Raw genomic sequence first — 22052 nt, 5'->3', positions numbered from 1 at the left:
AACTGTCCTGCCACCTAAATACTCCGGATAATAATCCGCGCCCGTAACTCAATAATTATTTACCGGTAAACTGGCTCAGATTGTCTTTATCTACGCCAACGTAAGGAACGCGGACGATTTTATTCTCAATCTTCCAGTTGGTGCCTGCTGCCGGTTCTTTCCCGTCAGCCAGGTTTTTCGCCAGATCGAAGGTCGCTTTAGCCTGGTTGTTGGCATCGTTCAGCACGGTACCAGCCATTGCACCGGATTTAACCAGCGCCAGCGCTTCAGGCAGGGCATCGACGCCGAACACCGGAATGCTGCTCTTGTTGTGTGCTTTCAGCGCTTCAACAGCACCCATCGCCATGGCGTCGTTGTTAGCAATAACGACTTCAATTTTGTTGGCGTTCGGGCCAGACAGCCACGCGTCCATCTTGTCTTTAGCCTGCGCGGTATCCCACATCGCCGTGTCTAATGCCAGCTGCTGAGTTTTGAAGCCTTTGTCGTTCAGCTCTTTAATCACGTAGGTGGTACGTGCTTCAGCATCCGGATGTCCTGGCTCGCCTTTCAGCAGCACAAACTGAATCTGACCATCTTTGTTGAGATCCCAGTTCGGGTTTGCTTTCCAGTGTTTGGCAATCAGGTCACCCTGAATCACGCCGGACTCTTTTGAATCGGTCCCGACGTAATAAGCTTTATCGTAGCTATCCAGCGCTTTGCGGGACGGCTCTTTGTTAAAGAACACCACCGGCACGTTCTGACCACGTGCTTTATCGATAACGGTACCCGCAGCCGCCGGGTCCACCAGGTTGATGGCCAGCGCTTTCACCCCTTTCGCCAACAGGACGTCAATCTGATCGTTCTGTTTTGACTGGTCGTTCTGCGAGTCATTCATCAGCAGCTGCACGTCCGGCGCTGATTTGCCGTCTTTTTCGATAGCCTTACGCACCACCGACATAAAGTTGTCGTCATATTTATAAATGGTTACGCCGATGCGGGTATCAGCTGCGTGCGCCGCGGCGCCAAATAACATGCTCGCCATAACAGCAGACAGGGTTAACACCTTCTTATTCATGGAATCTCCGGTTTTTTTTATGCAGGGTCGTTGGTGTGAAAATAGCGGGCGGGCATCTGTTACATAAAAGTTACCGCACAACCATGTTCACGACTGTAATTCTGTCTTCCATGTAGGGTAACGCTCCAGAAATACGACTTTATTACGCGTTTAACGCCTTATTCCTACGGTAAAAGTGATTACTCACCGTGATAGAGTGGTTCAGACTAGTAAACGCGGCCATCATAATCAGTTGAATGTTAATATACTGTGAATTTACTCACAGATTGAAAGCGGTTACATAACGCCGCATCATCAGTTAGTGATCGGCCCCGCACTTTGCCGTTGCAGCACGGAATGACGACGCACCAGCGTTGGCATAAAGCAGTGACGCGCCTCATGATCCAGCTTGCCGGCCGCCCCCAACAACGCCAGTTCCGTCGCCAGTTTTGCCATCGACATCACCGGGTAACGCACCGTGGTCAGCTGCGGGTCGGTGTAACGCGAAATCGGGATATCATCGAAGCCAATGAGTGACAGATGCTGCGGTACCGCAATGCCGTTATCTTTCAGCGTCGTCAGCGCCCCGGCAGCCATGCTGTCGTTATAGGCAAAGACGGCCGTCAGGCCTAAATTACGCCCCAGCAGTTCGACCATTGCCGCTTCCCCGCCCTGCATATCCGGCGTTCCTGAGCCGACCCAACTGTCCAGCGCGATAATGTTTTGCTCCTGCAACGCCTTAAACCATCCTTCCCGACGCATATCGTCATCTTCAATGCCGTGGTTTGAAGAGAGGTAGCCGATGCGTTGATGACCATGATTGAGCAGCATTCGCGTCGCCATCAGCGCGCCGCTGACGTTATCCAGTCCGACGCAGCGATGGGCGTAGCCGGGCACGATGCGGTTGATCAGCACCATCCCCGGAATATGCTCCATAAAGTCGCCTAGTTCGGCGTCGCTCAGGGCTTTGGAGTGAACAATCAGGGCGGAACAGCGCTGGCGGATCAGGACTTCAATGGCATGACGCTCTTTTTCCGCCTCATGGTAGCTGTTGCCGATCAGCACATATTTTTGATGCTGCTGCGCGACGGTATCCACCGCTTTGACCAGCGCGCCGAAGAAGGCATCCGAGACGTCCATCACCACCACGCCGATGGTATCGCTGACCTGCGTCGCCAGCGCCTGGGCGTTGGCATTCGGCCGGTAGCCCAGCTGCGTTACCGCTTTCATTACATTTTCCCGTGTATCCGGGCTCACCAGCGCGCTGTTGTTCAGCACACGTGAGACGGTCGCCACGGAAACACCCGCCTGACGGGCGACATCACGAATGGTGATCATGCTCACCGACCTTAAGAAAATTGTAAGACGCCACACCCACCTCCTGTGTTCAGCAAGGTGGCTATTCTGGCAGCGACCTGCGGCCCACTACGTGAGTGATGTCACAAGCCTGGAAACGGTTACATCCGTTTTGTTAATGATTGTGATCGAGATCGTTATCTGGATGTGTTTTTTGATGAGGTGCCTGACGCACGAAGCGTTAGCTGACGCCACAACCATTCCACCGGCCCCTGGCGGAAATAGCGCAGCCACATTAGCGAGAAGGTGATATTGATGGCCCACACCGGCAGCACCAGGGCTAACAGGTGCAAGCGGTCAAACTGCATAAACAGGCCAAAGCGGTAGAAAATGGTGGTACAGATCAGCGTCTGGAGCAGGTAGTTGGTTAACGCCATCCGCCCGACGCAGGCTATCGCCCCCACCAGCCGGAACTGGCACAACCATGGCCAGAAGCCCCACGCCAGCGCAGCATAACCAATGGTTTGTAACGGGGCGCCCAGCTCACGCGGCGCCTGTAACAGGAACGCACACCAGCGCGGATCCCAGTCGAGATGCCACTGGGCAACAATAGCAGGGATATTTACCGCCATGCCGGCGGCAATCAGCAATACACCGGTGCGCCGGTAATGACTGAGGCTAAACTGCCCTTTTAACCAGCCGCTGCGCATCAATGCCGCGCCCATCAGCATCATCCCCGCGAGCTGCCAGCCATATTGCGCCCCCAGCGCCAGCAGATTATCGGAAAGCAGGTCGGCACGATTGCTCACCGCTTCCATCCCGCCGTTGAGCTTCCAGTATTGTTCATACTGTAAATTCGCCGCATCGGGCACCCATGAGCGGTTTGGCGTGCCGCCGGAAATCAGTCCCAGCAGCACCAGCACCGCAACGCCAATCAGGTACAGCACAACGCCGGTATTAAACAGCGACTTGAGGTGATGGGCATCGCGCACCATCCGCCAGGTCACCAGCCCGACTAAGGCATAGGCCAGCAGGATGTCGCCATCCCAGAAAAACAGGCCGTGGATAAAGCCCAGCAGCGCCAGCAGCGTCAGACGCGACTGGATCCAACGTTTGCCGCGCGGCAGCAGCATCTGTAGACCGGCACCAAACAGCAGGGCAAACAGCGTCAGGAATTTGACCTGCGCGAACAGATCGAGGATCGCCCAGGTCCAGGCATCGCTTGAGGTGATAGTCCCGGACCAGGCCGGATTGAGGTAAGCCGCCTTCGGCAGGCCGAAGGCGTTGATATTCAGGAGCAGGATACCGAGGATGGCCACGCCGCGCACAAAATCCAGCGTGACATTTCTCTCCATGTAACCTGCCCTTTGATTAGTTGTGATGGCGAACGGCGCGCAGGAACTCCTGGCGAGTGTTCTGGCTGGATTTAAACAGACCGCCCAACGACGTGGTGGTGGTGGCGCTGGTTGCATCACGGATGCCACGCGCTTTGACGCAGTAATGCACTGCATCAATCGATACCGCCACGTTGTTGGTGCCGAGCAGGGTCTGTAGCGCGGTTAAAATCTGCTGGGTCAGACGTTCCTGAACCTGCGGACGCTGCGAGAAGAACTGCACGATGCGGTTAATTTTCGACAGACCAATCACCGAATCTTTCGGAATATAGGCGACCGTCGCTTTACCATCGATGGTGACAAAGTGGTGTTCGCAGGTGCTGGTCAGCGTAATATCACGCACGGTGACCATTTCATCGACCTGCATTTTATTTTCGATAACGGTGATTTTTGGGAACCTGGCATAATCCAGACCGGAAAAAATCTCGTCAACGTACATTTTGGCAATGCGTCGTGGGGTTTCCACCAGGCTGTCATCGGTCAGATCAAGATTCAGCAGCTGCATAATCTCGGTCATGTGTCCGGCTATCAGGCGCTTGCGCGTTTCATTATCAAGTTCTTGTACTGGCGGACGCAACGGCGTCTCCAGCCCACGAGCGACCAGCGCTTCATGAACGAGTATGGCTTCTTTACTCAGTGCTGACATTTAGGTTCTCCTGCAGGTGTCGCGCTCTTTGCTCTATGAGGGCAAAGTTTGCATCCATTGTGCGTGAGGTGACGCACATAATCCAGTAGCCGAAACGATAATTGTTGAAATTTGCGTTAGCTATCAACCAGCACAGACATGTTGGCTAAAAGTTGCATTAATGATGCAATATCTTGCTGAAAGGAGAAAGTGAAAGTTGCTCACGGGCACATGAAATATCTGTATTATGGCCTGTCACGCGCACTTATCTTCCTGAGGAGCCCGGCATGGAATTGCTTGAAGAGCACCGCTGTTACGAAGGCCGGCAGCAACGCTGGCGGCACGACTCCAGCACCCTGAATGTTCCAATGACCTTCAGCATCTTTTTACCCCCATCGCAGTCAGAAACCGCGCCGCCGGTGCTGTACTGGCTGTCAGGGTTAACCTGTAATGATGAAAACTTCACCACCAAGGCCGGCGCTCAGCGAATCGCCGCCGAGCTGGGCATTGTCCTGGTAATGCCGGATACCAGCCCGCGCGGCGATAACGTCGCTGACGATAGCGGCTGGGATCTTGGCAAAGGCGCCGGCTTTTATCTTAACGCGACCGAAGCCCCGTGGTCCGAACATTACCGCATGTATGACTACGTGCGCGACGAACTGCCCGCGCTGATTCGCTCGCAGTTTAACGTTGGCGAGCGCTGCGCCATCAGCGGCCATTCCATGGGCGGCCACGGCGCGCTGATCATGGCGCTGAAAAACCCGGGCCGTTTTGTCAGCGTGTCCGCTTTCGCCCCTATCGTGAACCCGACGCAGGTTCCGTGGGGACAAAAAGCCTTCAGCGCATACCTGGGTGCCGATACTTCGGCATGGCAGGCGTGGGACAGTTGCGCATTGCTGCAGGCAAGCCAGGCCGCCGACGCCATCCCGACCTTAATTGATCAGGGTGATGGCGATACCTTCCTGGCGGTACAGCTTCAGCCGGCAGTGCTGGCAGAGGTCGCCCGCCAGAAAGCGTGGCCGTTAACCCTGCGGATCCAGCCGGGTTACGATCACAGCTACTATTTCATCGCGTCGTTTATCGAAGACCATTTACGCTTCCACGCCCGCTATCTGCTGGGCTGACGTACCGCCTGTGCGCCTCACGGCGCACCGGCTCTCGCCACCGCAGCTTAGCGCCTGTCCCTGTAGGCGCTTATTCCAGAACCACCGTTTCTTTCTTCTTAGAAAGCAATATTTTAATAAAGTCGACGTAAGAAACCGGTTTAAAGAAATAATACCCCTGCAATAAGGTGACATTTTTCCCGTTGAGATAATTGAGCTGCTCCTGCGTCTCAACACCTTCCGCGACAATCCGTAAGGAGAGCTTGCCCGCCATTTCCAGCACGCAATCCAGCAGCTTCGTCGATTCTTCAAGGTCGTTAACCCGCCCGACAAAACTCTTATCAATTTTGATGTAGTCAATGTTCAAATCGTGCAGATAGGACAACCCGGAATACCCGGTGCCAAAATCATCCAACGCAATGGAAAAACCGCGGGCGTGTAAGGTATTGAGATTGGCAATCAGTTGCTCATCCACATGCAACGGTTCGCGTTCGGTCACTTCGAGCACCAGTTTCAAATTTTGGTTGAGAAAACCCTCCCGGTATTTCAGGCAATCCGCCATAAACAGCGGCGAGCTGATATGCGACGCGCTGAAGTTGATCCCAATATGAAAACTATCAGGCAGTTTCTCGCTAAGTTTGTTCATCTGCGAGACGACCTGAGTCATCAGGCTTTGGGTCAGAGGAATGATCAGCCCGGTTCGCTCCGCCAGCGGGATAAACGCCACCGGGGAAATAATCCCAATTTGCGGATGCTTCCAGCGGGCCAGCACCTCGACGCCATAGATCGCCCCGGTTCTCCCATTGACCACCGGCTGGTAGAACGGGACAATTTCGCCGTTGGCAATCGCTTTGCGCAGCGTATCTTCGGGGGTGGTGTATTTATTGGCGTACTTCAACAATAGCCACGCCAGCGCGCAAGAGACAAACAAAATAAAGACCAACAAACCCGCTCCTTGATGAATCATGCGCCTGGCGCTAAAAAATGGCGGCAGGTTATATTCGATACCAAACGGAAAGTCGGCCGACTGAAACAAACCGGTGGTAGCCGTGCTGAAGCTGGCTTTTCTGACGTCCCCTGTATAGCCAATCGCCTTATCACCCACCACTAATGAAAACGCGGTATTTTGCACATTACTGTTCAGGGCATCACGAATATGGACGTCGCTGATGCTGATAATAATTTTGACGTTCCCGGAGATCTGCTGATAGACCAGCACCGGGCGATTATTCACGGTGTTCATCGCCGCAATAAGCATTAACGGCTCTGGCGGTAAAGAGTGAAGGCGGGAAAGCAGCACCCGGTTACCGGGGAGCGAGGAACACCATACTTTATCCCCTTTGATGATCAATAACGTTCTGAGGTGCGGCTTCAGCGCCGCCTCGGTGCCAAGCTGAAACTGCCCTTCTGGCGTACACCCTTTGAGGGCGACATCGCGCGCGGTGGTGGTTGCATCTCGCGCTTCATCCAGAAAGACGTTGATCTTTCTTGCTGTCTGATAGGCCGCGCTGGTGTTATTTATTCTGGCTAAATACCAGAGCTGCATATTTAAAATAAACACACCGACGCTAAAAAAAAGTACCGCAACCAAAGCCGGAAGTATGACGTTGCGCATTATTATTGTTCTCTATCAATAGGGATTCGAGTTGAGAAATAACGTCAGCATGAAATATCAGGAGAGCATCAGCCATCCTGAAGCAGGATGGCTGCGTCTCTCTCTAATAGTGTATACGCCATTTTGCGCCGCGCATGGTTCTGTGCGACAGGAAAACAGAGGCACAATAATAGCGGGCAGCCGGCGATCGCAACTGCCCGATTGGCGGGTTAATTAAAAGCGGTAATCCACGGCCATAAAGTAGCGGCGACCTTCTTCCGTATAGCTATAGTCGTCGCGGCTCAGGTCTTTATCCCCGACGTTCAGCACGCCGGAACGCAGCTTCACGCTCTTCGTCACCTGCCAGGCGGCACCGACGTCAAACATGGTGTACCCTCCCGGCGTTTTTGAGGTGGCGCTGACCGCACGCTGCTCGCCGGTATAATTTGCGGTGACGTAGAAGGACCAGTCGTCCAGCGGCGTCCAGTCCAGCGTGCCGTTAGCGGTATGGAACGGCAACGACTGCAGTGGCTTATCCCCACCGTTGCTGAGATCGCGGCCATCGTTGTAGGTGTAGTTCACCGTCAGCTTCCATTCGTCGCCAAACGGCACTTTCACTTCGGTTTCCACCCCTTTGATACGCGCTTTGTTGACGTTGAAGTAGCGGAAGACCGGCACGCGTTTGCCATTGACCGTTTTCCAGCCGACAAAGTTCGGATAGCCCGGCGCTTCGCTGGCGCTGGAAGTACGCAGAATATCGATCATATCGTCGACGTTATTCTGGAAGGTGGTCACGCTGCCTTCCACGCCCTCCAGCAGCCCTTCTTCGCCGCGGTAGTACAGGCCAATCTCGAAGCTTTCGCTGGTTTCCGGTTTCAGGTCCGGGTTACCGATGATGCTACAGGAGCCACGACAGGAGTTGGTGGTCCAGTCCGGGTTCAGCTGCAGCAGCGACGGCGCTTTAAAGGCCGTTGCCCAGCCGCCCTTCACGGTAACGGTGTCGGTCGCGTTATAGACCAGGTAAGCACGTGGGCTCCAGTGATCGCCGTAGGTCTCATGGTCATCCATACGAATGCCGGTGGTTAACGCCAGCGGTTCGAAAATACGCCACTCATCTTCAAGAAACAGCGCGTACTGGCTGGCGGAAGTGGATTTCCCGCCGCTACTCAGGTTGACGGGGTCTTTCAGCTTATCGTGGCGCCATTCACCACCGAAGGTCAGCATCTGGTTAATCACCCCCAGCGGCAGCACATATTTACCGTCGATGGCGTTGCTTTCGGAGGTGATCGTGCCGTCCTGCCCTGGGTTTTTGTTATCGACTTTTTCGCCGTAGAACTTGAGTTCGCTGTTGCCCATATCCCAGCGACCGTTATGGCTGAGGGAGTAGTTCTGGCGCTCAAGGCGGTTGCGATCCAGGGAGTCGGAATCACGGTCCTGGCGGTCAAAACCGTAGCCGGCCGTGATGTCCTGGTTATCGGTTGGGGTCCAGGCAAACTCGACGTTGCCGTCGCGGCTGGTAAAGCCTTCGATACGTGGCGTTTCGCCCGCGGCGTTGCTGGAAGCCTGCTGATCGTCTTTGGCGCGTTTCGCCAGGTTACCGTAGGCTTTCATGCCCAGCACGCCGTCAATCAGCGGGCCGCCGGTGAAGAACTGGCCGTTGTAGGTATCCCCGCGATCGCGGTGTTCCTGAATGGTGGTATCGGCGCTCAGCGTACCGGTCCATTTCTGGCCGACTTTTTTGGTGATGATGTTGACCACGCCGCCGAGGGCGTCGGAGCCGTACAGCGAGGACATCGGCCCGCGTACCACTTCAATCCGCTCGATAGCGTCAACCGGGACCCAGTTTAAATCGAAATCGTTGTGGCGGAAGACGGCGTTACGGGAGTTCACGCGTTTGCCGTCAACCAGGATCAGCGTGTAGCTGCTGTCGAGGCCGCGAATACTGACGCCCTTGCGGTTGTCGCCTTCGTTGGTGAGCTGTACACCAGGCACATCGCGCAGGACATCTTTAAGGTTCTGAACCGGGCGGCGCTGTAAATCCTGCTGGGTAATGACGCTGATACTGGCCGGCGCATCCTTCACGCTCTGTTCCGTCGCCGCGGCGGTGACCACCAGCGTTTCTTCATTGACTTCGGCAAGGGCCGGAAACGCCAGCGATACGACGGATGCGCACAATCCCGCCCGGACAAAAGGGTTTAACCTGAACATTCCATATCTCCATGAGGTTCATAACGAATCAAACAAAAGGTGCAATTAACACGTACAGTCGGCGCACTGCTCATAGGCGGCGCGCGCGGAATAGTTTTACCGTTGACGTGGCTGGTCACCTCTTGCCGGCGGTTATGGCCTGCAAGCTATGGAGATTGGCTTCATCCTGAATATGCGAGGATGATAAAGATAATGATTTCCATTATCAATAAAATTATGGAGAATTGTATCAGTTTGTAAGTTGCGACGAGCATAAAAAAACCCTCTTATAAAAGAGGGTTTTATCACTACTGCCCCGCGTTTTGCCGGGCGTTAGCCTTTAAAGCGCTGCGGGAACTTCATTTCGCTATAGCGGACGAAACGGGTGCCTTTTGCCAGCTTGTAACCAAACCAGATCACCAGGAACAGCGGAATACCAATATAGGTTGCCGCTACACCGCCCCAGTCAATGGTATCTTTCAGGAACGCTTCATAGTTCTGGCCCAGGGTAATGATCAGGCACAGCACGAAGGCGAAGATCGGCCCCAGCGGGAAGAATCCTGAACGATATGGCAGGTCGTTCAGATCGTTACCCTGCAGCACGTAGCCGCGGCGGAAACGATAGTGGCTGATGGCAATCCCCAGCCAGGCGATAAAGCCCGTCATGCCCGAGGTGTTGAGCAGCCACAAATAGACGGTCTGGTTACCGAACATCGAGCTCAGGAAGCACAGCCCCGCAATCACCGTCGTCGCATACAGCGCATTGCGCGGCACGCCGCCACGGGAGAGCTTTGAGAAAATGCGCGGCGCTTTGCCATCACAGGCCAGGGTATAGAGCATACGCGTTGAGGCGTACATTCCCGAGTTACCCGCCGACAGCACCGCCGTCAGGATAACCGCGTTCATGATTGCCGCCGCTGACAGCAGCCCCGCATGCTGGAACACCAGGGTGAACGGGCTGACGGAAATGTCTTTCACGTCGTTACGCAGCAGGCTTGGGTCGGTATACGGAATAATCAGGCTGATGATCAGAATCGCGAACACATAGAACAGCAGGATACGCCAGAACACCTGCCGCACCGCGCGCGGAATGTTCTTCTCCGGGTTTTCAGACTCACCGGCCGCAATGCCGATAAGTTCGGTGCCCTGGAACGAGAAGCCGACAATCATCGCCACGCCGATCATCGCCGCGAAACCACCGGCAAACGGCGCATCATCGATCGCCCAGTTGCTCCAGCCCGCAGGCTCCGCACCTTTAAAGATACCGACGATCATCATCACGCCGACAATAATAAAGATAATGACGGTGGCAACTTTGATCAGCGAGAACCAGTATTCCGCTTCGCCAAACCCTTTCACCGAGATCCAGTTCAGCAGGAACATAATCCCGAGGAACAGCGCGCTCCAGATCCAGCCGGGGGTATCCGGGAACCAGTAGCTCATCACCAGCTGTGCGGCGACAAGGTCAACGGCAATGGTGACGGCCCAGTTGTACCAGTAGTTCCAGCCCAGCGCGAAGCCAAAGCCTTCTTCAACGTAGTTTTGACCGTAGGTCGCGAAGGAACCGGAGACCGGCATATATGCCGCCAGTTCGCCAAGGCTGGTCATCAGGAAGTAGACCATCAGACCGATTAAGATATAAGAGAGCAGAGCGCCGCCTGGGCCTGCCTGAGAAATCGTTGCGCCAGATGCAACGAAAAGACCTGTACCGATGGAACCGCCGATTGCGATCATGGTCAAGTGGCGCGCCTTTAATTCACGGCGTAAGCCGGGCGCTTCTGTGGTTTTAGTATCCGAAACCATGTGAAAATGCTATCCATCCAAAAAACGAGGCGCGATTGTAGCAGACGATCCGGGTTCTATCCGGTACAAATGCGAAGTTATAAGAGAGCTTCATGATCGATCATAAATTATTAGTAAAGCACTAATCCCCGGAATTGCCAGCGATCCTCCCGCGATCTCTCACGATAATGAAGCCATACCTGGCCGGTGATTTACACCTGGCAGTAATGCAGAAAACGTTGTAATGCCTTAGAAATATGTTTTTGCCGATGGTGAATCCGCCACAGCGTGCGGGTCAGATTCGGCAGCGGCACCGTCAGCTCCACCAGTGACCCGACCTCCAGCTGCTCGGCGATAACCCGCCGGGAAAGGCAGCTGATGCCAAGTCCGTGACGCACGGCGTGCTTGATGGCCTCCGAGTTCCCCAGCTCCATCCCCAGATGAAATGCTGGCAAATGCGACAGCAGCAGGTAGTCGACGATCTCGCGCGTGCCGGAGCCGTGCTCACGCAAAATCCACGGCGCTTCCGCCAGACGTTGCAACGTGACCTCGCCTTGCAGCAGCGGCGAATCCGGGGCGGCGAACACCACCAGTTCATCTTCCAGCCACGGCTCGGCAATAATATCTGCCGCATGGCAGGGACCTTCGATAAGCCCGATGTCCACCCGCAGATCGGCGACCGCATTGATTACGTCCTGGCTATTCCCCACGCTCAACTCCAGCGGCAGGTCGGGAAAGTCGCGACGGTAGTGGGCGATGATGCCCGGCAGAATATAGTTACCGATGGTGCTACTGGCATACACCCGAATCGCGCCGTTGTCGCCGCGAAACAGTTCTTCTATCTCGATTGCGCGCTCCAGAAGCGCTAACGCCCGCGGGTAGAGCAGCCGCCCGTGTTCGTTCACCACCAGCCGCTTCCCTACGCGGTCGAACAACTGCACCCCTAACTGCCCTTCCAGATCGGTCAGGGCGGCGCTGACCGCCGACTGCGACAGCGCCAGCATCTGCGAGGCCTGGGTGGTTGAACCGCTCTTAAGCACCTCAGCAAAAACTTCCAGCTGTCGTAACGTGATATGCATAACTCATCCTGCCCGTCTTCCAACGCGAGTATCCGATAACCCGACGTAACCTGGGGATAATAACATTCTGGACCGCGATAGTCCGCCCTTACCCGTCATACTTCAAGCGGCTTAGGTGTTGGCGGCACCGTCATGCAACTTGAGTTATTTAGGGTTCTTACCACTTATTCCGATTAATTATAAATATATAATCAATTTTATTTTTAAACTAGTGCGGCGTAACCTTTTAGCCAGACAAAGGAGAAGGTTATGACAGCATTCACTTTACCGACTAAACATCGCACCTTGTGGCACTTTGCCCCTGGACTGGCGCTCACCGCCGTACTGACCGGCGCCGCGCTGTGGGCAGGCAGTTTTTCCGCTATCGCGGGCGCCGGTTTCAGCGCGCTGACGCTGGCCATCCTCTTCGGTATGGTTATCGGTAATACGATTTATCCTAAGCTCTGGCAGTCCTGCGACGGCGGCGTCATCTTCGCCAAACAGTACCTGTTACGCCTCGGTATTATTTTATACGGTTTTCGCCTGACCTTCGCCCAGATTGCCGACGTGGGCGTCAGCGGGATCACCATTGATGTGCTGACATTGACCAGCACCTTTTTTATCGCCTGCTTCCTCGGGCAGAAGATTTTCGGTCTGGACAAACATACCAGCTGGCTGATTGGCGCCGGCAGCAGCATCTGCGGTGCGGCGGCGATTCTGGCAACCGAACCGGTGGTGAAAGCCGAGGCCAGTAAAGTGACCGTAGCGGTGGCGACGGTGGTGATTTTTGGTACCCTGGCCATCTTCCTCTACCCGGCGATGTACCCGATGCTGGCGCACTGGTTCACACCAGAAGCCTATGGCATCTATATGGGGTCGACCATGCATGAAGTGGCGCAGGTAGTTGCTGCCGGTCACGCCATCAGCCCGGATGCGGAAAACGCGGCGGTGATTGCCAAAATGCTGCGCGTGATGATGCTGGCTCCGTTCCTGCTGTTCCTGGCGGCACGGGTGAAACAGCTGGCACCGGAAGGTCAGGGTGAAAAAAGCAAAATCACCATTCCGTGGTTTGCCATCCTGTTCATCCTGGTAGCGGTGTTTAACTCCTTCCACCTGCTGCCAAAAGCGGTGGTCGACATGCTGGTCACCCTCGACACCGTGCTGCTGGCGATGGCGATGGCGGCTCTGGGACTGACCACTCACGTCAGCGCCCTGAAAAAAGCCGGTGCCAAACCGCTGCTGATGGCCCTGATGCTGTTCGTCTGGTTGATTGTCGGTGGTGGCGTTATCAACCTGGTGGTTCACAGCCTGATGGCATAACCCCAACACCTGTCCATCATCATTCATTGATGTAACTCTTCAGTTAAGCCGCTATCATTACCCTCCCCCCAGCGGCTTAACTGGAGTTTTTTTATGAAATATATTGGAGCGCACGTCAGTGCCTCAGGCGGGCTGGCCAACGCTGCCATTCGCGCCGCCGAGATTGAAGCAACGGCTTTCGCGCTGTTCACCAAGAACCAACGTCAATGGCGAGCCGCTCCGCTGAGCGACGAAACCATTGCTGAATTCAAAGCCGCCTGCGAAAAATACCGCTTTGGTCCTGGTCAAATCCTGCCCCACGACAGCTACCTGATTAACCTCGGTCACCCGGTGGCCGACGCGCTGGAAAAATCCCGCGATGCCTTTATTGATGAGCTGAGCCGCTGCCAGCAGCTCGGTCTGACGCTCCTCAATTTCCATCCCGGCAGCCACCTGCAGCAGATCCCAGAAGACGAGTGTCTGGCGCGCATCGCCGAATCGATCAATATTGCGCTGGCTAAAACCGAAGGGGTCACCGCGGTGATTGAAAACACCGCCGGCCAGGGCAGCAACCTCGGATTTAAATTTGAACATCTCGCGGCCATCATCGACGGCGTCGAAGATAAATCCCGCGTCGGGGTGTGCATTGATACCTGCCACGCGTTTGCCGCCGGTTATGACCTGCGCAGCGCCGAGGAGTGTGAGAAGACCTTTGCTGATTTCGAGCGCATTGTCGGCTTCCGCTATCTGCGCGGCATGCACCTTAACGATGCCAAAAGCGCCTTCGGCAGCCGCGTTGACCGCCACCACAGCCTCGGTGAAGGCAATATTGGCCACGACCCGTTCCGCTGGATCATGCAGGACAACCGGTTTGACGGCATCCCGCTGATTCTGGAAACCATTAACCCGGATATCTGGGCTGAAGAGATTGCCTGGCTGCGGGCGCAACAGACGGAAGAAGCTTCGGCCTGATTGTCGCCGCGACTCTTTGAGGGCGCAGACCAGCAGGATCAAAAAAAGGGCCGAACTATCGGCCCTTTGCTTTTCTGTTTTACCGGTTCATCTGTCAATGACTCAGGCCGCTTTTTCGACTGCCTGAACTTCCGGACGTTTCACCACGGCGTAAGACAGACCGGCTACCAGGGTACCGGCAATAATCGCCAGCAGGTAACCCAGCACCGGGGTAATCGCGCCAGGGATCAGCAGCACAAACAGACCGCCGTGCGGCGCCATCAGTTTGGCACCAATCGCCATAGAGATGGCTCCAGTCACCGCGCCGCCAACGATACAGCATGGCAGGACACGCATCGGGTCACGGGCAGCGAACGGAATCGCCCCTTCAGAGATAAAGCACAGACCCAGTACCAGCGCCGCTTTACCGCCTTCACGTTGGCCCTTATCAAACTTGTTACGGGCAACCAGCGTCGCGATACCCATCGCCAGCGGTGGCACCATACCGGCCGCCATAATGGCCGCCATCGGGGCGTAGGTTTGGGTACTCAACAGGCCGACACCGAAAGCGTAGGCCGCTTTGTTCACCGGGCCACCCATATCGGTACACATCATTGCCCCAAGGATAGCGCCCAGCAGGACGGCGTTTGCCGTGCCCATCGTTTGCAGCCAGTGGGTCAGGCCTGCCAGGATACCGGCAACCGGTTTACCAATCAGGTAGATCATCGCCAGACCGACGATCAGGCTGGAAACCAGCGGAATGATCAGGATCGGCTTCAGCGCTTCCATGCTCGGCGGCAGTTTTAATTTGGTGCTGATCAGTTTCGCGACGTAACCGGCAAGGAAACCGGCGATGATCCCGCCGATAAAGCCGGAACCGCCGCTGACCGCCAGCATACCGCCGATCAGGCCCGGCGTCAGGCCAGGACGGTCAGCAATCGAGAAGGCAATAAAGCCTGCCAGAACCGGCACCATCAAGGCAAAGGCTGAACCACCACCAATCTGCATCAGCGAGGCTGCCAGAGTATCTTTGACTTCAAAGGCTTTGATACCAAAGGCGAAGGAGAGCGCGATACACAGGCCGCCGGCCACCACCATCGGCAGCATATAGGACACACCGGTCAGCAGGTGACGATAGGCGCCGCCACCCTCTTTCTTCGCCGAGTCAGCCTGCTGGCTGCCCTGGCCCGAAGGCTGGTACGGTTTCGCTTCCGCAACGGCTTTATCCAGCTCCTGCGCGGTTTTCTTCAGCGCCAGGCCGGTGGTTGTGCGATACATCGGCTTACCGGCAAATTTCGCCAGGTCCACTTCAATGTCGGCCGCCACAACGACCAGATCCGCCTGAGCGACTTCTTCTGGCGTAATCGCATTGCCGGCGCCCACGGAACCGCGGGTTTCGACTTTGACCCACCAGCCGCGTTTTTTGGCTTCGGTTTCAATAGCTTCAGCCGCCATAAAGGTGTGCGCAACGCCGGTCGGGCAGGCCGTAATGGCCACAATGCGTTTTGCGCCGCCGGTTGCCGCCGGCAGTGCCGCCGCGGCCGGTGCGGTATAGGTGGTCGCGTGACCTTTCGCTTCGCTGAGGAACAGTTCAGGATGCGCCACGGCGCGATTGATATCGCCGAGATATACCTGCTTACCGTTCAGCGAGCTGTCGGCCGGCAACGCGGTGCCGAGGACGATCGCCAGTTCGGCATCGTTCGGGTTGTCTGTCAGTTCAAGGTGCGCTTTAGGCGCGGCGGTACTCAGCAGGGTTTTCGCCATATAGGCGCGGGCCTGGCCAAGTCCGGCATCAATAATCAGCAGCGTTTTCATTATGCCTCTCCTGCTGTTAATTAAAGGGTTTTAAGTCGACGCGCGCCATCATTGCGGCCAACTGGGTACGATCGGTAATACCAACATTGCTCTGGCTGACCGCCAGTGCCGCCACGGCGGTTGCCAGGCGTAAAGTATGTTCACTGGATTCACGCATCAGCAGACCGTAGATCAGGCCGCCTACCATGGAATCGCCGGCACCTACGGTGCTGACCACTTCCACTGAAGGCGGTTTCGCGATCCATTCCCCGGAGGCGTTAACCCACAGTGCGCCCTCTTCGCCAAGAGAAATAACCACATGGGCAATCCCCTGCTCGCGCAACGCATGGGCCGCGTCAATCACGTCTTTCATGTCCGGCAGCTTGCGGCCAGCCCAGATTTCCAGCTCGCGACGGTTCGGTTTCACCAGCCACGGCGCCGCTTTCAGACCGGCGACCAGCGCTTCACGGCTACTATCAAAGATAATGCACGGGCACTGGCTGCGCAGGCGCACCATCCAGTCGGTGAAGGCTTCCGGGCTGACGCCGGACGGCAGGCTGCCGCTGACGCAGACCATATCGAACTGACCCAGCCAGCTCAGAGAATCATTAACAAAGCGTTCCCAGTCGGCCGGGGTGACTTCAAAGCCGGAGAAGTTAAAATCGGTCACTTCGCCATCTTTTTCCGTCAGCTTGACGTTGATACGGGTACGGCCCTGCACCACCTGGAAACGGTTGGCAATGCCCAGCTCGCTGAACAGCTGCTGAAAACCATCCTGGTTGTCTTTGCCGAGGAAGCCCCCGACGGTGACGTCAATGCCGAGATCTTTCAGCACTTTCGCCACGTTGATGCCTTTACCGGCAGCATGCAGGCCGGTGGTACGAACCAGGTTCACTTCGCCGCGTTCAATTTCTGGTGTAAAACCCACCAGGTCATATGCCGGGTTTAAAGTAATTGTTGCTACACGTCTGCTCATTTATGCGCCCTCCCCAAGGCCTGCGGCGATCGCTTCGCCAATCGCATCCAGCGCTTGTTGCGCATCCTCACCCTGCGCGGTAAAGCGCAGACGGTGACCTTTCTTCACACCCAGCGCCACGACTTTCATCAGGCTGCGGCCGTTGGCCGGCTTGCCGGAACCGTCGAGGTTAGTGACGGTAATGTCGCTGGAAAATTGTTTGATGGTGTTCACTAACATGGTGCCGGGACGGGCATGCAGCCCGTGCTCGTTGCGCACTACAAATTCGGCGCTCAGCACGTCGTCGGCAATGGCGTCATCGCTGGTCAGCAACGCCAGCAGGGTTGCGCCATCGGATGTCAGCAGACGGTCAGCTTTTTTGTCGATCAGCAGATTGCTCAGGCGGTTCAGCACCGCGGTAGGCTGTTCATCGGCCATCGCCACGGTGATCAGCAGGGAAACCGGCTGCTCATCGCTGGTAAATGCGTTGGCGGCACGGCTTACCGCAACCGCGCTGCGCAGGTTACCTTCCGCGCTGTCGTTCAGCCAGATGCCCTGACCAAGGTTCAGCGGCTTGTCATTAATGGTGCGGCTGACAAAGGACGCGTCAACGGCGCCGGCTTCTTTCAGACGCGCGGCGTTCAGCGCCTGTAAGGTCATCAGGTCGCTGGCGACGATATCGAGGCTCAGCGTGTCGTTATCCAGTTTCAGCACTTCGCTCTGCTTTTCACCCATCAGCAGGGCGCGCAGCTCTTCAGCGGTGGTCGCTGACTTAAGCTGCTCGGCCACTGAATCATCGCTGAGCACGTGCGTCAGCTGACGCAGCAGGCCGAGATGTTCATCGGAGCTGGCGGCAATGCCGATCGCCACGTAGGCGGTCTGCCCTTCGCCCCAGGCCACGCCCTGCGGGAACTGATAAACCTGTACGCCGGTTTTCAGCACCTGGTCGCGGGTGTCGGTCGTCCCGTGTGGGATAGCAATGCCGTTGCCAAGGAAAGTGGAGGTCTGCTGCTCGCGAGCCAGCATCCCGTTGAGGTAGCCTTCCGCCACGTTACCTGCGCTAACCAGCGCGGCTGCAACCTGACGAATTGCCTCTTCTTTATTACCGGCCTGCTGGCCGGGATGAATATCCTGCACAGATAACTGGAACATGGTTCTCCTCTCCTGCTGAGTTGAATCGTTTCAGCTGCTTTGAGAAAAAAAGCGCCATCTTCCTGACAGAGATATTCCCGATGACGCTGAAACGTTTCAATGAGTCTGTACCTTTCTTACCCACCGTGCAAGTTCTGTTAGCATCCTGATAACAGAATTTAGAGCTACTGCACATTTTTGCTGAAGCCATGGTCTGGAATTCAGCCCGGCTTCAGCATTTTGCTGAAGCGCCTAATTTGAAACTGCTTTTTATTTTTTGATACCATACTACTGTTCATTTTCTGACGCGCGGCGTAAACTCCGCTGCTCTCACCCACACAGATAGCCGCACATGCAAAACAGTAGCACCGCCCTCCCTCGTCGTGGGTTCGATTTAACCTCTTCAGCCTTCCTGATTGTCGCCTTCCTGACAGGCATTGCCGGCGCCCTACAAACGCCGACCCTGAGCCTGTTCCTGACCAATGAGGTGCATGTCCGCCCGGCGATGGTTGGCTTCTTTTTTACCGGCAGCGCGGTCATCGGGATCATGGTCAGCCAGTTTCTCGCCGGACGCTCGGACCGCCAGGGCGATCGTAAGCAACTCATCGTCGTCTGCTGTATGCTCGGGATCCTCGCCTGCCTGCTGTTCGCCTGGAACCGCAACTACTTTGTTCTGCTGTTTGTCGGCGTGTTCCTCAGCAGCTTCGGCTCCACCGCCAACCCGCAAATGTTCGCCCTTGCCCGTGAACATGCCGATAAAACCGGCCGTGAAGCGGTGATGTTCAGCTCGATTCTGCGCTCCCAGGTCTCCCTGGCATGGGTTATCGGCCCGCCGCTGGCCTACGCGCTGGCGATGGGGTTTGGCTTCACCGTGATGTATCTCTGCGCCGCCGTCGCCTTTGTGGTCTGCGCGGCGATGGTCTGGTGGTTTCTGCCCAGCATGCGCAAAGAGAAACAGGCGGTGGTAGGCCATCTGGAAGCGCCGCGCACCCATCGTCGCGATGCGCTGCTGCTGTTCAGCGTCTGCACATTAATGTGGGGCATCAACAGCCTGTACATTATTAATATGCCGCTCTACATCATTAATGAGCTGCATCTGTCCGAGAAGCTGGCCGGCTTGATGATGGGGACCGCCGCCGGGCTGGAGATCCCGACAATGCTGATCGCCGGCTATTATGCGAGGCGCTTTGGTAAGCGTTTTCTGATGCGCCTTGCGGCAGTGGCGGGGATCCTGTTTTACGTCGGCATGCTGCTGGTGCACACCCCGGTGTTACTGCTGGCGATGCAGGCGCTGAACGCAATCTTCATCGGCATTCTTGCCGGGATTGGCATGCTCTATTTCCAGGACCTGATGCCGGGACAGGCCGGTGCCGCCACCACGCTGTATACCAATACCACCCGCGTTGGCTGGATTATCGCCGGTTCACTGGCCGGTGTGGTGGCTGAAATCTGGAGCTATCACGCCGTATTCTGGATAGCCCTCGGCATGGGCGTGGCTTCGCTGGTCTGCCTGTGGCGGATCAAAGACGTTTAGGGCGCGGTGCTCGCTTCGAGCTGCAAAAGATAGGTCATCGCCGCCTCACGGCTGGTCGAGCACATCTCGCGCGCGGGCTGGAGGCTGGCGCACACTTTTGGCCTTAATGGCGAGGTAAAGATGTTGCACAGGTTGTCGGACGACAGCTGAACACAGCGGGTGTTTGCTGGTTTGCCGTCAGGCATTCCGGGGATCGGCGATGAGATGGAAGGGGCGATACAGCAGGCACCGCAATCGATACGACATTCCATAATGATTCTCTTGATGTTGCGGTTCACGGCTCAGCGTAAACGTTTTAACCGGAGATAGCAAAACTCGCGAATTCCTCTTGCCTGAAAGGCCCGGCGCGAGTAGTTTTACGCGATATTTTTTGAACCGTTAAGTCACAGGATTACTGCAATGCCAAGAGCGAATGAAATTAAAAAAGGTATGGTGCTGAATTACAACGGCAAGCTGCTGATTGTGAAGAATATCGATATTCAGTCACCGAGCGCCCGTGGCGCAGCAACGCTGTACAAAATGCGTTTCTCTGACGTTCGTACCGGCCTGAAAGTGGAAGAGCGCTTCAAAGGCGACGATATCGTCGATACCGTGACCCTGACCCGTCGCTTCGTTGACTTCTCTTATGTTGATGGCAACGAGTACGTGTTTATGGATAAAGAAGATTACACGCCGTATACCTTCACCAAAGAGCAGATTGAAGAAGAGCTGCTGTTCATTCCGGAAGGCGGCATGCCGGACATGCAGGTTCTGACCTGGGATGGCCAACTGCTGGCGCTGGAACTGCCGCAGACCGTGGACCTGGAAATCGTCGAAACGGCACCGGGCATTAAAGGCGCTTCCGCCAGCTCCCGCACCAAACCGGCGACCATGAGCACCGGTCTGGTGATTCAGGTTCCGGAATACCTGACCACCGGCGAGAAAATTCGTATCCATATCGAAGAAAGCCGCTATATGGGCCGCGCTGACTAATCACCTCCGGCGCCGCACCGCTCCCATAGCAAAAAGGACAGCCTCAGGCTGTCCTTTTGATTTTCCGGGCGCTGAAATTACAGCAGTTCCGGGTACTTAGTCATCTTCAGCGCCAGCTCAACGCCGCGTACTTCCGCCATCCCTTTCAGACGGCCGATCGCCGAATAACCTGGGTTGGTTTTCTTACGCAGATCGTCCAGCATCTGGTGCCCGTGATCCGGACGGAACGGGATCGGACGCAGATCGCCGGCGCGTTTACGGCGCAGCTCTTCGCTCAGAATCGCATTCACCACCGCCACCATGTTGACGTCACCGGTCAGGTGCGCCGCTTCATGGAAGGTTTTTGGGTTCTCTTCGCGGCAGGTTGAACGCAGATGCGTAAAGTGGATACGGTCGCCGAAGGTTTCGACCATTTTCACTAAATCGTTATCGGCACGCACGCCGTAAGAACCGGTACACATCGTAAAGCCGTTGTTGATGCTGTCCACGGTCTCTTTCAGCCACTGCATATCTTCGATGGTCGAGACGATACGCGGCAGGCCGAGGATCGGACGCGGCGGATCGTCCGGGTGAACGGCCAGCCGTACGCCGACTTCTTCACATACCGGCACGATGGCGCGCAGGAACACGGCCATGTTATCGCGCAGCTGCGCTTTATTAATATGATCGTATTCCGCCAGGCGCGCGCGGAACTGGTCAAGGGTATAGCCCTCTTCAGCGCCCGGTAAACCGGCAATAATGTTACGGGTCAGCTTGTCGATTTCCGCCGCGCTCATCGCCGCAAATCGGGCCTGCGCCTGGCGCTGCTCTTCTTCGCTGTAATCCGCTTCGGCGCCGGGACGCTTAAGGATATGCAGCTCAAATGCCGCAAAGGCGATTTGGTCAAAACGCAGCGCTTTCGAGCCGTCCGGCAGCTGGTATTCCAGATCGGTACGCGTCCAGTCGAGAATCGGCATGAAGTTGTAGCATACGGTATCAATCCCGCAGGCCGCGAGGTTGCGAATGCTCTGCTGGTAGTTGGCAATCCAGGTCGCACACTGCCCGCTATGGGTCTTAATCTCTTCGTGTACCGGAATGCTTTCAACGACTGACCAGGTCAGCCCTTTTTCCGCCAGCAGCGCCTTACGCTGTTGAATTTCTTCAACCGGCCAGACCTGACCGTTAGGAATATGGTGCAGTGCGGTGACTACCCCAGTTGCGCCCGCCTGTCGTACATCATCAAGCGATACCGGATCGTTCGGTCCATACCAACGCCAGGTTTGCTCCATCGCTATGCCCTCTCAAAGTTGTTATACCAATAACCTCAACATCAATGACGACTACCATACAGGCTTATCGTAAAGG

General features: G+C 56.0%; 18 protein-coding genes. 5 read left to right on the top strand and 13 right to left on the bottom strand.

Annotation, left to right across the window (positions count from 1 at the left end):
- Positions 1 to 55: 55 nt before the first annotated feature.
- From mglB to folE, 4 genes are all read right to left on the bottom strand, one after another.
- Positions 56 to 1054 (bottom strand): galactose/glucose ABC transporter substrate-binding protein MglB, encoded by a 999-nt coding sequence (gene mglB / locus HF679_RS01625; protein ID WP_123755149.1) that lies wholly within the window; start codon positions 1052 to 1054, stop codon positions 56 to 58.
- Between the two features lie 294 nt (positions 1055 to 1348).
- Entirely contained in the window at positions 1349 to 2371 is a 1023-nt protein-coding gene (gene galS / locus HF679_RS01620) for an HTH-type transcriptional regulator GalS (protein ID WP_187042527.1), read from the bottom strand.
- A gap of 155 nt (positions 2372 to 2526) precedes the next feature.
- Complete coding sequence (gene yeiB, locus HF679_RS01615; protein ID WP_123755151.1) at positions 2527 to 3684, bottom strand: DUF418 domain-containing protein YeiB; 1158 nt, start codon at positions 3682 to 3684, stop codon at positions 2527 to 2529.
- 16 nt (positions 3685 to 3700) lie between these two features.
- Positions 3701 to 4369: a GTP cyclohydrolase I FolE gene (gene folE, locus HF679_RS01610; protein ID WP_123755152.1), complete on the bottom strand. Its 669-nt coding sequence runs from the start codon at positions 4367 to 4369 to the stop codon at positions 3701 to 3703.
- A gap of 266 nt (positions 4370 to 4635) precedes the next feature.
- Between folE and fghA the strand changes: the two genes are divergently transcribed.
- The gene (gene fghA / locus HF679_RS01605) at positions 4636 to 5472 is read left to right on the top strand and encodes an S-formylglutathione hydrolase (protein WP_187042526.1); all 837 of its coding nucleotides are present in this window, start codon (positions 4636 to 4638) and stop codon (positions 5470 to 5472) included.
- A gap of 70 nt (positions 5473 to 5542) precedes the next feature.
- On the opposite strand, the gene HF679_RS01600 is transcribed toward fghA, so the two are convergent.
- The 4 genes from HF679_RS01600 to yieE all read right to left on the bottom strand — a co-directional run bounded on the left by HF679_RS01600 (position 5543) and on the right by yieE (position 12093).
- Positions 5543 to 7066 (bottom strand): EAL domain-containing protein, encoded by a 1524-nt coding sequence (locus HF679_RS01600; protein WP_187042525.1) that lies wholly within the window; start codon positions 7064 to 7066, stop codon positions 5543 to 5545.
- A gap of 213 nt (positions 7067 to 7279) precedes the next feature.
- The gene (cirA, locus tag HF679_RS01595; RefSeq protein WP_174507842.1) at positions 7280 to 9253 is read right to left on the bottom strand and encodes a catecholate siderophore receptor CirA; all 1974 of its coding nucleotides are present in this window, start codon (positions 9251 to 9253) and stop codon (positions 7280 to 7282) included.
- Between the two features lie 312 nt (positions 9254 to 9565).
- On the bottom strand, positions 9566 to 11035 hold the full coding sequence (lysP, locus tag HF679_RS01590) for a lysine-specific permease (RefSeq protein ID WP_123755156.1): 1470 nt from the start codon (positions 11033 to 11035) through the stop codon (positions 9566 to 9568).
- Between the two features lie 191 nt (positions 11036 to 11226).
- On the bottom strand, positions 11227 to 12093 hold the full coding sequence (gene yieE, locus HF679_RS01585) for a DNA-binding transcriptional regulator YeiE (protein WP_123755157.1): 867 nt from the start codon (positions 12091 to 12093) through the stop codon (positions 11227 to 11229).
- Positions 12094 to 12342: 249 nt separating this feature from the next.
- Here yieE and HF679_RS01580 point away from each other — a divergent pair, with 249 nt between their 5' ends.
- Positions 12343 to 13392: a YeiH family protein gene (locus HF679_RS01580; protein ID WP_123755158.1), complete on the top strand. Its 1050-nt coding sequence runs from the start codon at positions 12343 to 12345 to the stop codon at positions 13390 to 13392.
- Positions 13393 to 13485: 93 nt separating this feature from the next.
- Positions 13486 to 14343 (top strand): deoxyribonuclease IV, encoded by an 858-nt coding sequence (nfo, locus tag HF679_RS01575; protein WP_187042524.1) that lies wholly within the window; start codon positions 13486 to 13488, stop codon positions 14341 to 14343.
- Between the two features lie 102 nt (positions 14344 to 14445).
- Here the strand turns inward: nfo and fruA are convergent, their stop codons facing one another.
- From fruA to fruB, 3 genes are read right to left on the bottom strand one after another with little or no spacing between them, the layout of a single operon-like run.
- Entirely contained in the window at positions 14446 to 16137 is a 1692-nt protein-coding gene (gene fruA / locus HF679_RS01570) for a PTS fructose transporter subunit IIBC (RefSeq protein ID WP_123755160.1), read from the bottom strand.
- A 16-nt stretch (positions 16138 to 16153) separates the two neighbouring features.
- Entirely contained in the window at positions 16154 to 17092 is a 939-nt protein-coding gene (gene fruK, locus HF679_RS01565; protein WP_123755161.1) for a 1-phosphofructokinase, read from the bottom strand.
- Complete coding sequence (gene fruB, locus HF679_RS01560; protein WP_123755162.1) at positions 17093 to 18223, bottom strand: fused PTS fructose transporter subunit IIA/HPr protein; 1131 nt, start codon at positions 18221 to 18223, stop codon at positions 17093 to 17095.
- A 331-nt stretch (positions 18224 to 18554) separates the two neighbouring features.
- On the opposite strand from fruB, the gene setB reads away from it, so the two are divergent.
- Entirely contained in the window at positions 18555 to 19736 is a 1182-nt protein-coding gene (gene setB / locus HF679_RS01555) for a sugar efflux transporter SetB (RefSeq protein WP_187042523.1), read from the top strand.
- On the opposite strand, the gene HF679_RS01550 is transcribed toward setB, so the two are convergent.
- Positions 19733 to 19987: a YkgJ family cysteine cluster protein gene (locus HF679_RS01550; RefSeq protein ID WP_123755164.1), complete on the bottom strand. Its 255-nt coding sequence runs from the start codon at positions 19985 to 19987 to the stop codon at positions 19733 to 19735. The two genes, setB and HF679_RS01550, sit on opposite strands and share 4 nt — an antisense overlap.
- A 148-nt stretch (positions 19988 to 20135) precedes the next feature.
- Between HF679_RS01550 and yeiP the strand changes: the two genes are divergently transcribed.
- Entirely contained in the window at positions 20136 to 20708 is a 573-nt protein-coding gene (gene yeiP, locus HF679_RS01545) for an elongation factor P-like protein YeiP (RefSeq protein ID WP_039079953.1), read from the top strand.
- A gap of 77 nt (positions 20709 to 20785) precedes the next feature.
- Here yeiP and uxuA read toward each other — a convergent pair whose 3' ends face one another.
- Positions 20786 to 21976 (bottom strand): mannonate dehydratase, encoded by a 1191-nt coding sequence (uxuA, locus tag HF679_RS01540; RefSeq protein ID WP_123755165.1) that lies wholly within the window; start codon positions 21974 to 21976, stop codon positions 20786 to 20788.
- Between the last annotated feature and the right edge of the window lie 76 nt (positions 21977 to 22052).

The organism is Enterobacter sp. JUb54 (assembly GCF_014298075.1).
Classification (GTDB): domain Bacteria; phylum Pseudomonadota; class Gammaproteobacteria; order Enterobacterales; family Enterobacteriaceae; genus Klebsiella; species Klebsiella lignicola.
Note: the sequence above shows the minus strand (reverse complement) of the source record. Positions and strands in the feature narration are given on the sequence as shown.

What these genes read in the sequence shown, in the direction of transcription:
- mglB (WP_123755149.1), bottom strand. Translation starts at nt 1,054, where the DNA reads ATGAATAAGAAGGTGTTAACCCTGTCTGCTGTTATGGCGAGCATGTTA.
- galS (WP_187042527.1), bottom strand. Translation starts at nt 2,371, where the DNA reads ATGATCACCATTCGTGATGTCGCCCGTCAGGCGGGTGTTTCCGTGGCG.
- yeiB (WP_123755151.1), bottom strand. Translation starts at nt 3,684, where the DNA reads ATGGAGAGAAATGTCACGCTGGATTTTGTGCGCGGCGTGGCCATCCTC.
- folE (WP_123755152.1), bottom strand. Translation starts at nt 4,369, where the DNA reads ATGTCAGCACTGAGTAAAGAAGCCATACTCGTTCATGAAGCGCTGGTC.
- fghA (WP_187042526.1), top strand. Translation starts at nt 4,636, where the DNA reads ATGGAATTGCTTGAAGAGCACCGCTGTTACGAAGGCCGGCAGCAACGC.
- HF679_RS01600 (WP_187042525.1), bottom strand. Translation starts at nt 7,066, where the DNA reads ATGCGCAACGTCATACTTCCGGCTTTGGTTGCGGTACTTTTTTTTAGC.
- cirA (WP_174507842.1), bottom strand. Translation starts at nt 9,253, where the DNA reads ATGTTCAGGTTAAACCCTTTTGTCCGGGCGGGATTGTGCGCATCCGTC.
- lysP (WP_123755156.1), bottom strand. Translation starts at nt 11,035, where the DNA reads ATGGTTTCGGATACTAAAACCACAGAAGCGCCCGGCTTACGCCGTGAA.
- yieE (WP_123755157.1), bottom strand. Translation starts at nt 12,093, where the DNA reads ATGCATATCACGTTACGACAGCTGGAAGTTTTTGCTGAGGTGCTTAAG.
- HF679_RS01580 (WP_123755158.1), top strand. Translation starts at nt 12,343, where the DNA reads ATGACAGCATTCACTTTACCGACTAAACATCGCACCTTGTGGCACTTT.
- nfo (WP_187042524.1), top strand. Translation starts at nt 13,486, where the DNA reads ATGAAATATATTGGAGCGCACGTCAGTGCCTCAGGCGGGCTGGCCAAC.
- fruA (WP_123755160.1), bottom strand. Translation starts at nt 16,137, where the DNA reads ATGAAAACGCTGCTGATTATTGATGCCGGACTTGGCCAGGCCCGCGCC.
- fruK (WP_123755161.1), bottom strand. Translation starts at nt 17,092, where the DNA reads ATGAGCAGACGTGTAGCAACAATTACTTTAAACCCGGCATATGACCTG.
- fruB (WP_123755162.1), bottom strand. Translation starts at nt 18,223, where the DNA reads ATGTTCCAGTTATCTGTGCAGGATATTCATCCCGGCCAGCAGGCCGGT.
- setB (WP_187042523.1), top strand. Translation starts at nt 18,555, where the DNA reads ATGCAAAACAGTAGCACCGCCCTCCCTCGTCGTGGGTTCGATTTAACC.
- HF679_RS01550 (WP_123755164.1), bottom strand. Translation starts at nt 19,987, where the DNA reads ATGGAATGTCGTATCGATTGCGGTGCCTGCTGTATCGCCCCTTCCATC.
- yeiP (WP_039079953.1), top strand. Translation starts at nt 20,136, where the DNA reads ATGCCAAGAGCGAATGAAATTAAAAAAGGTATGGTGCTGAATTACAAC.
- uxuA (WP_123755165.1), bottom strand. Translation starts at nt 21,976, where the DNA reads ATGGAGCAAACCTGGCGTTGGTATGGACCGAACGATCCGGTATCGCTT.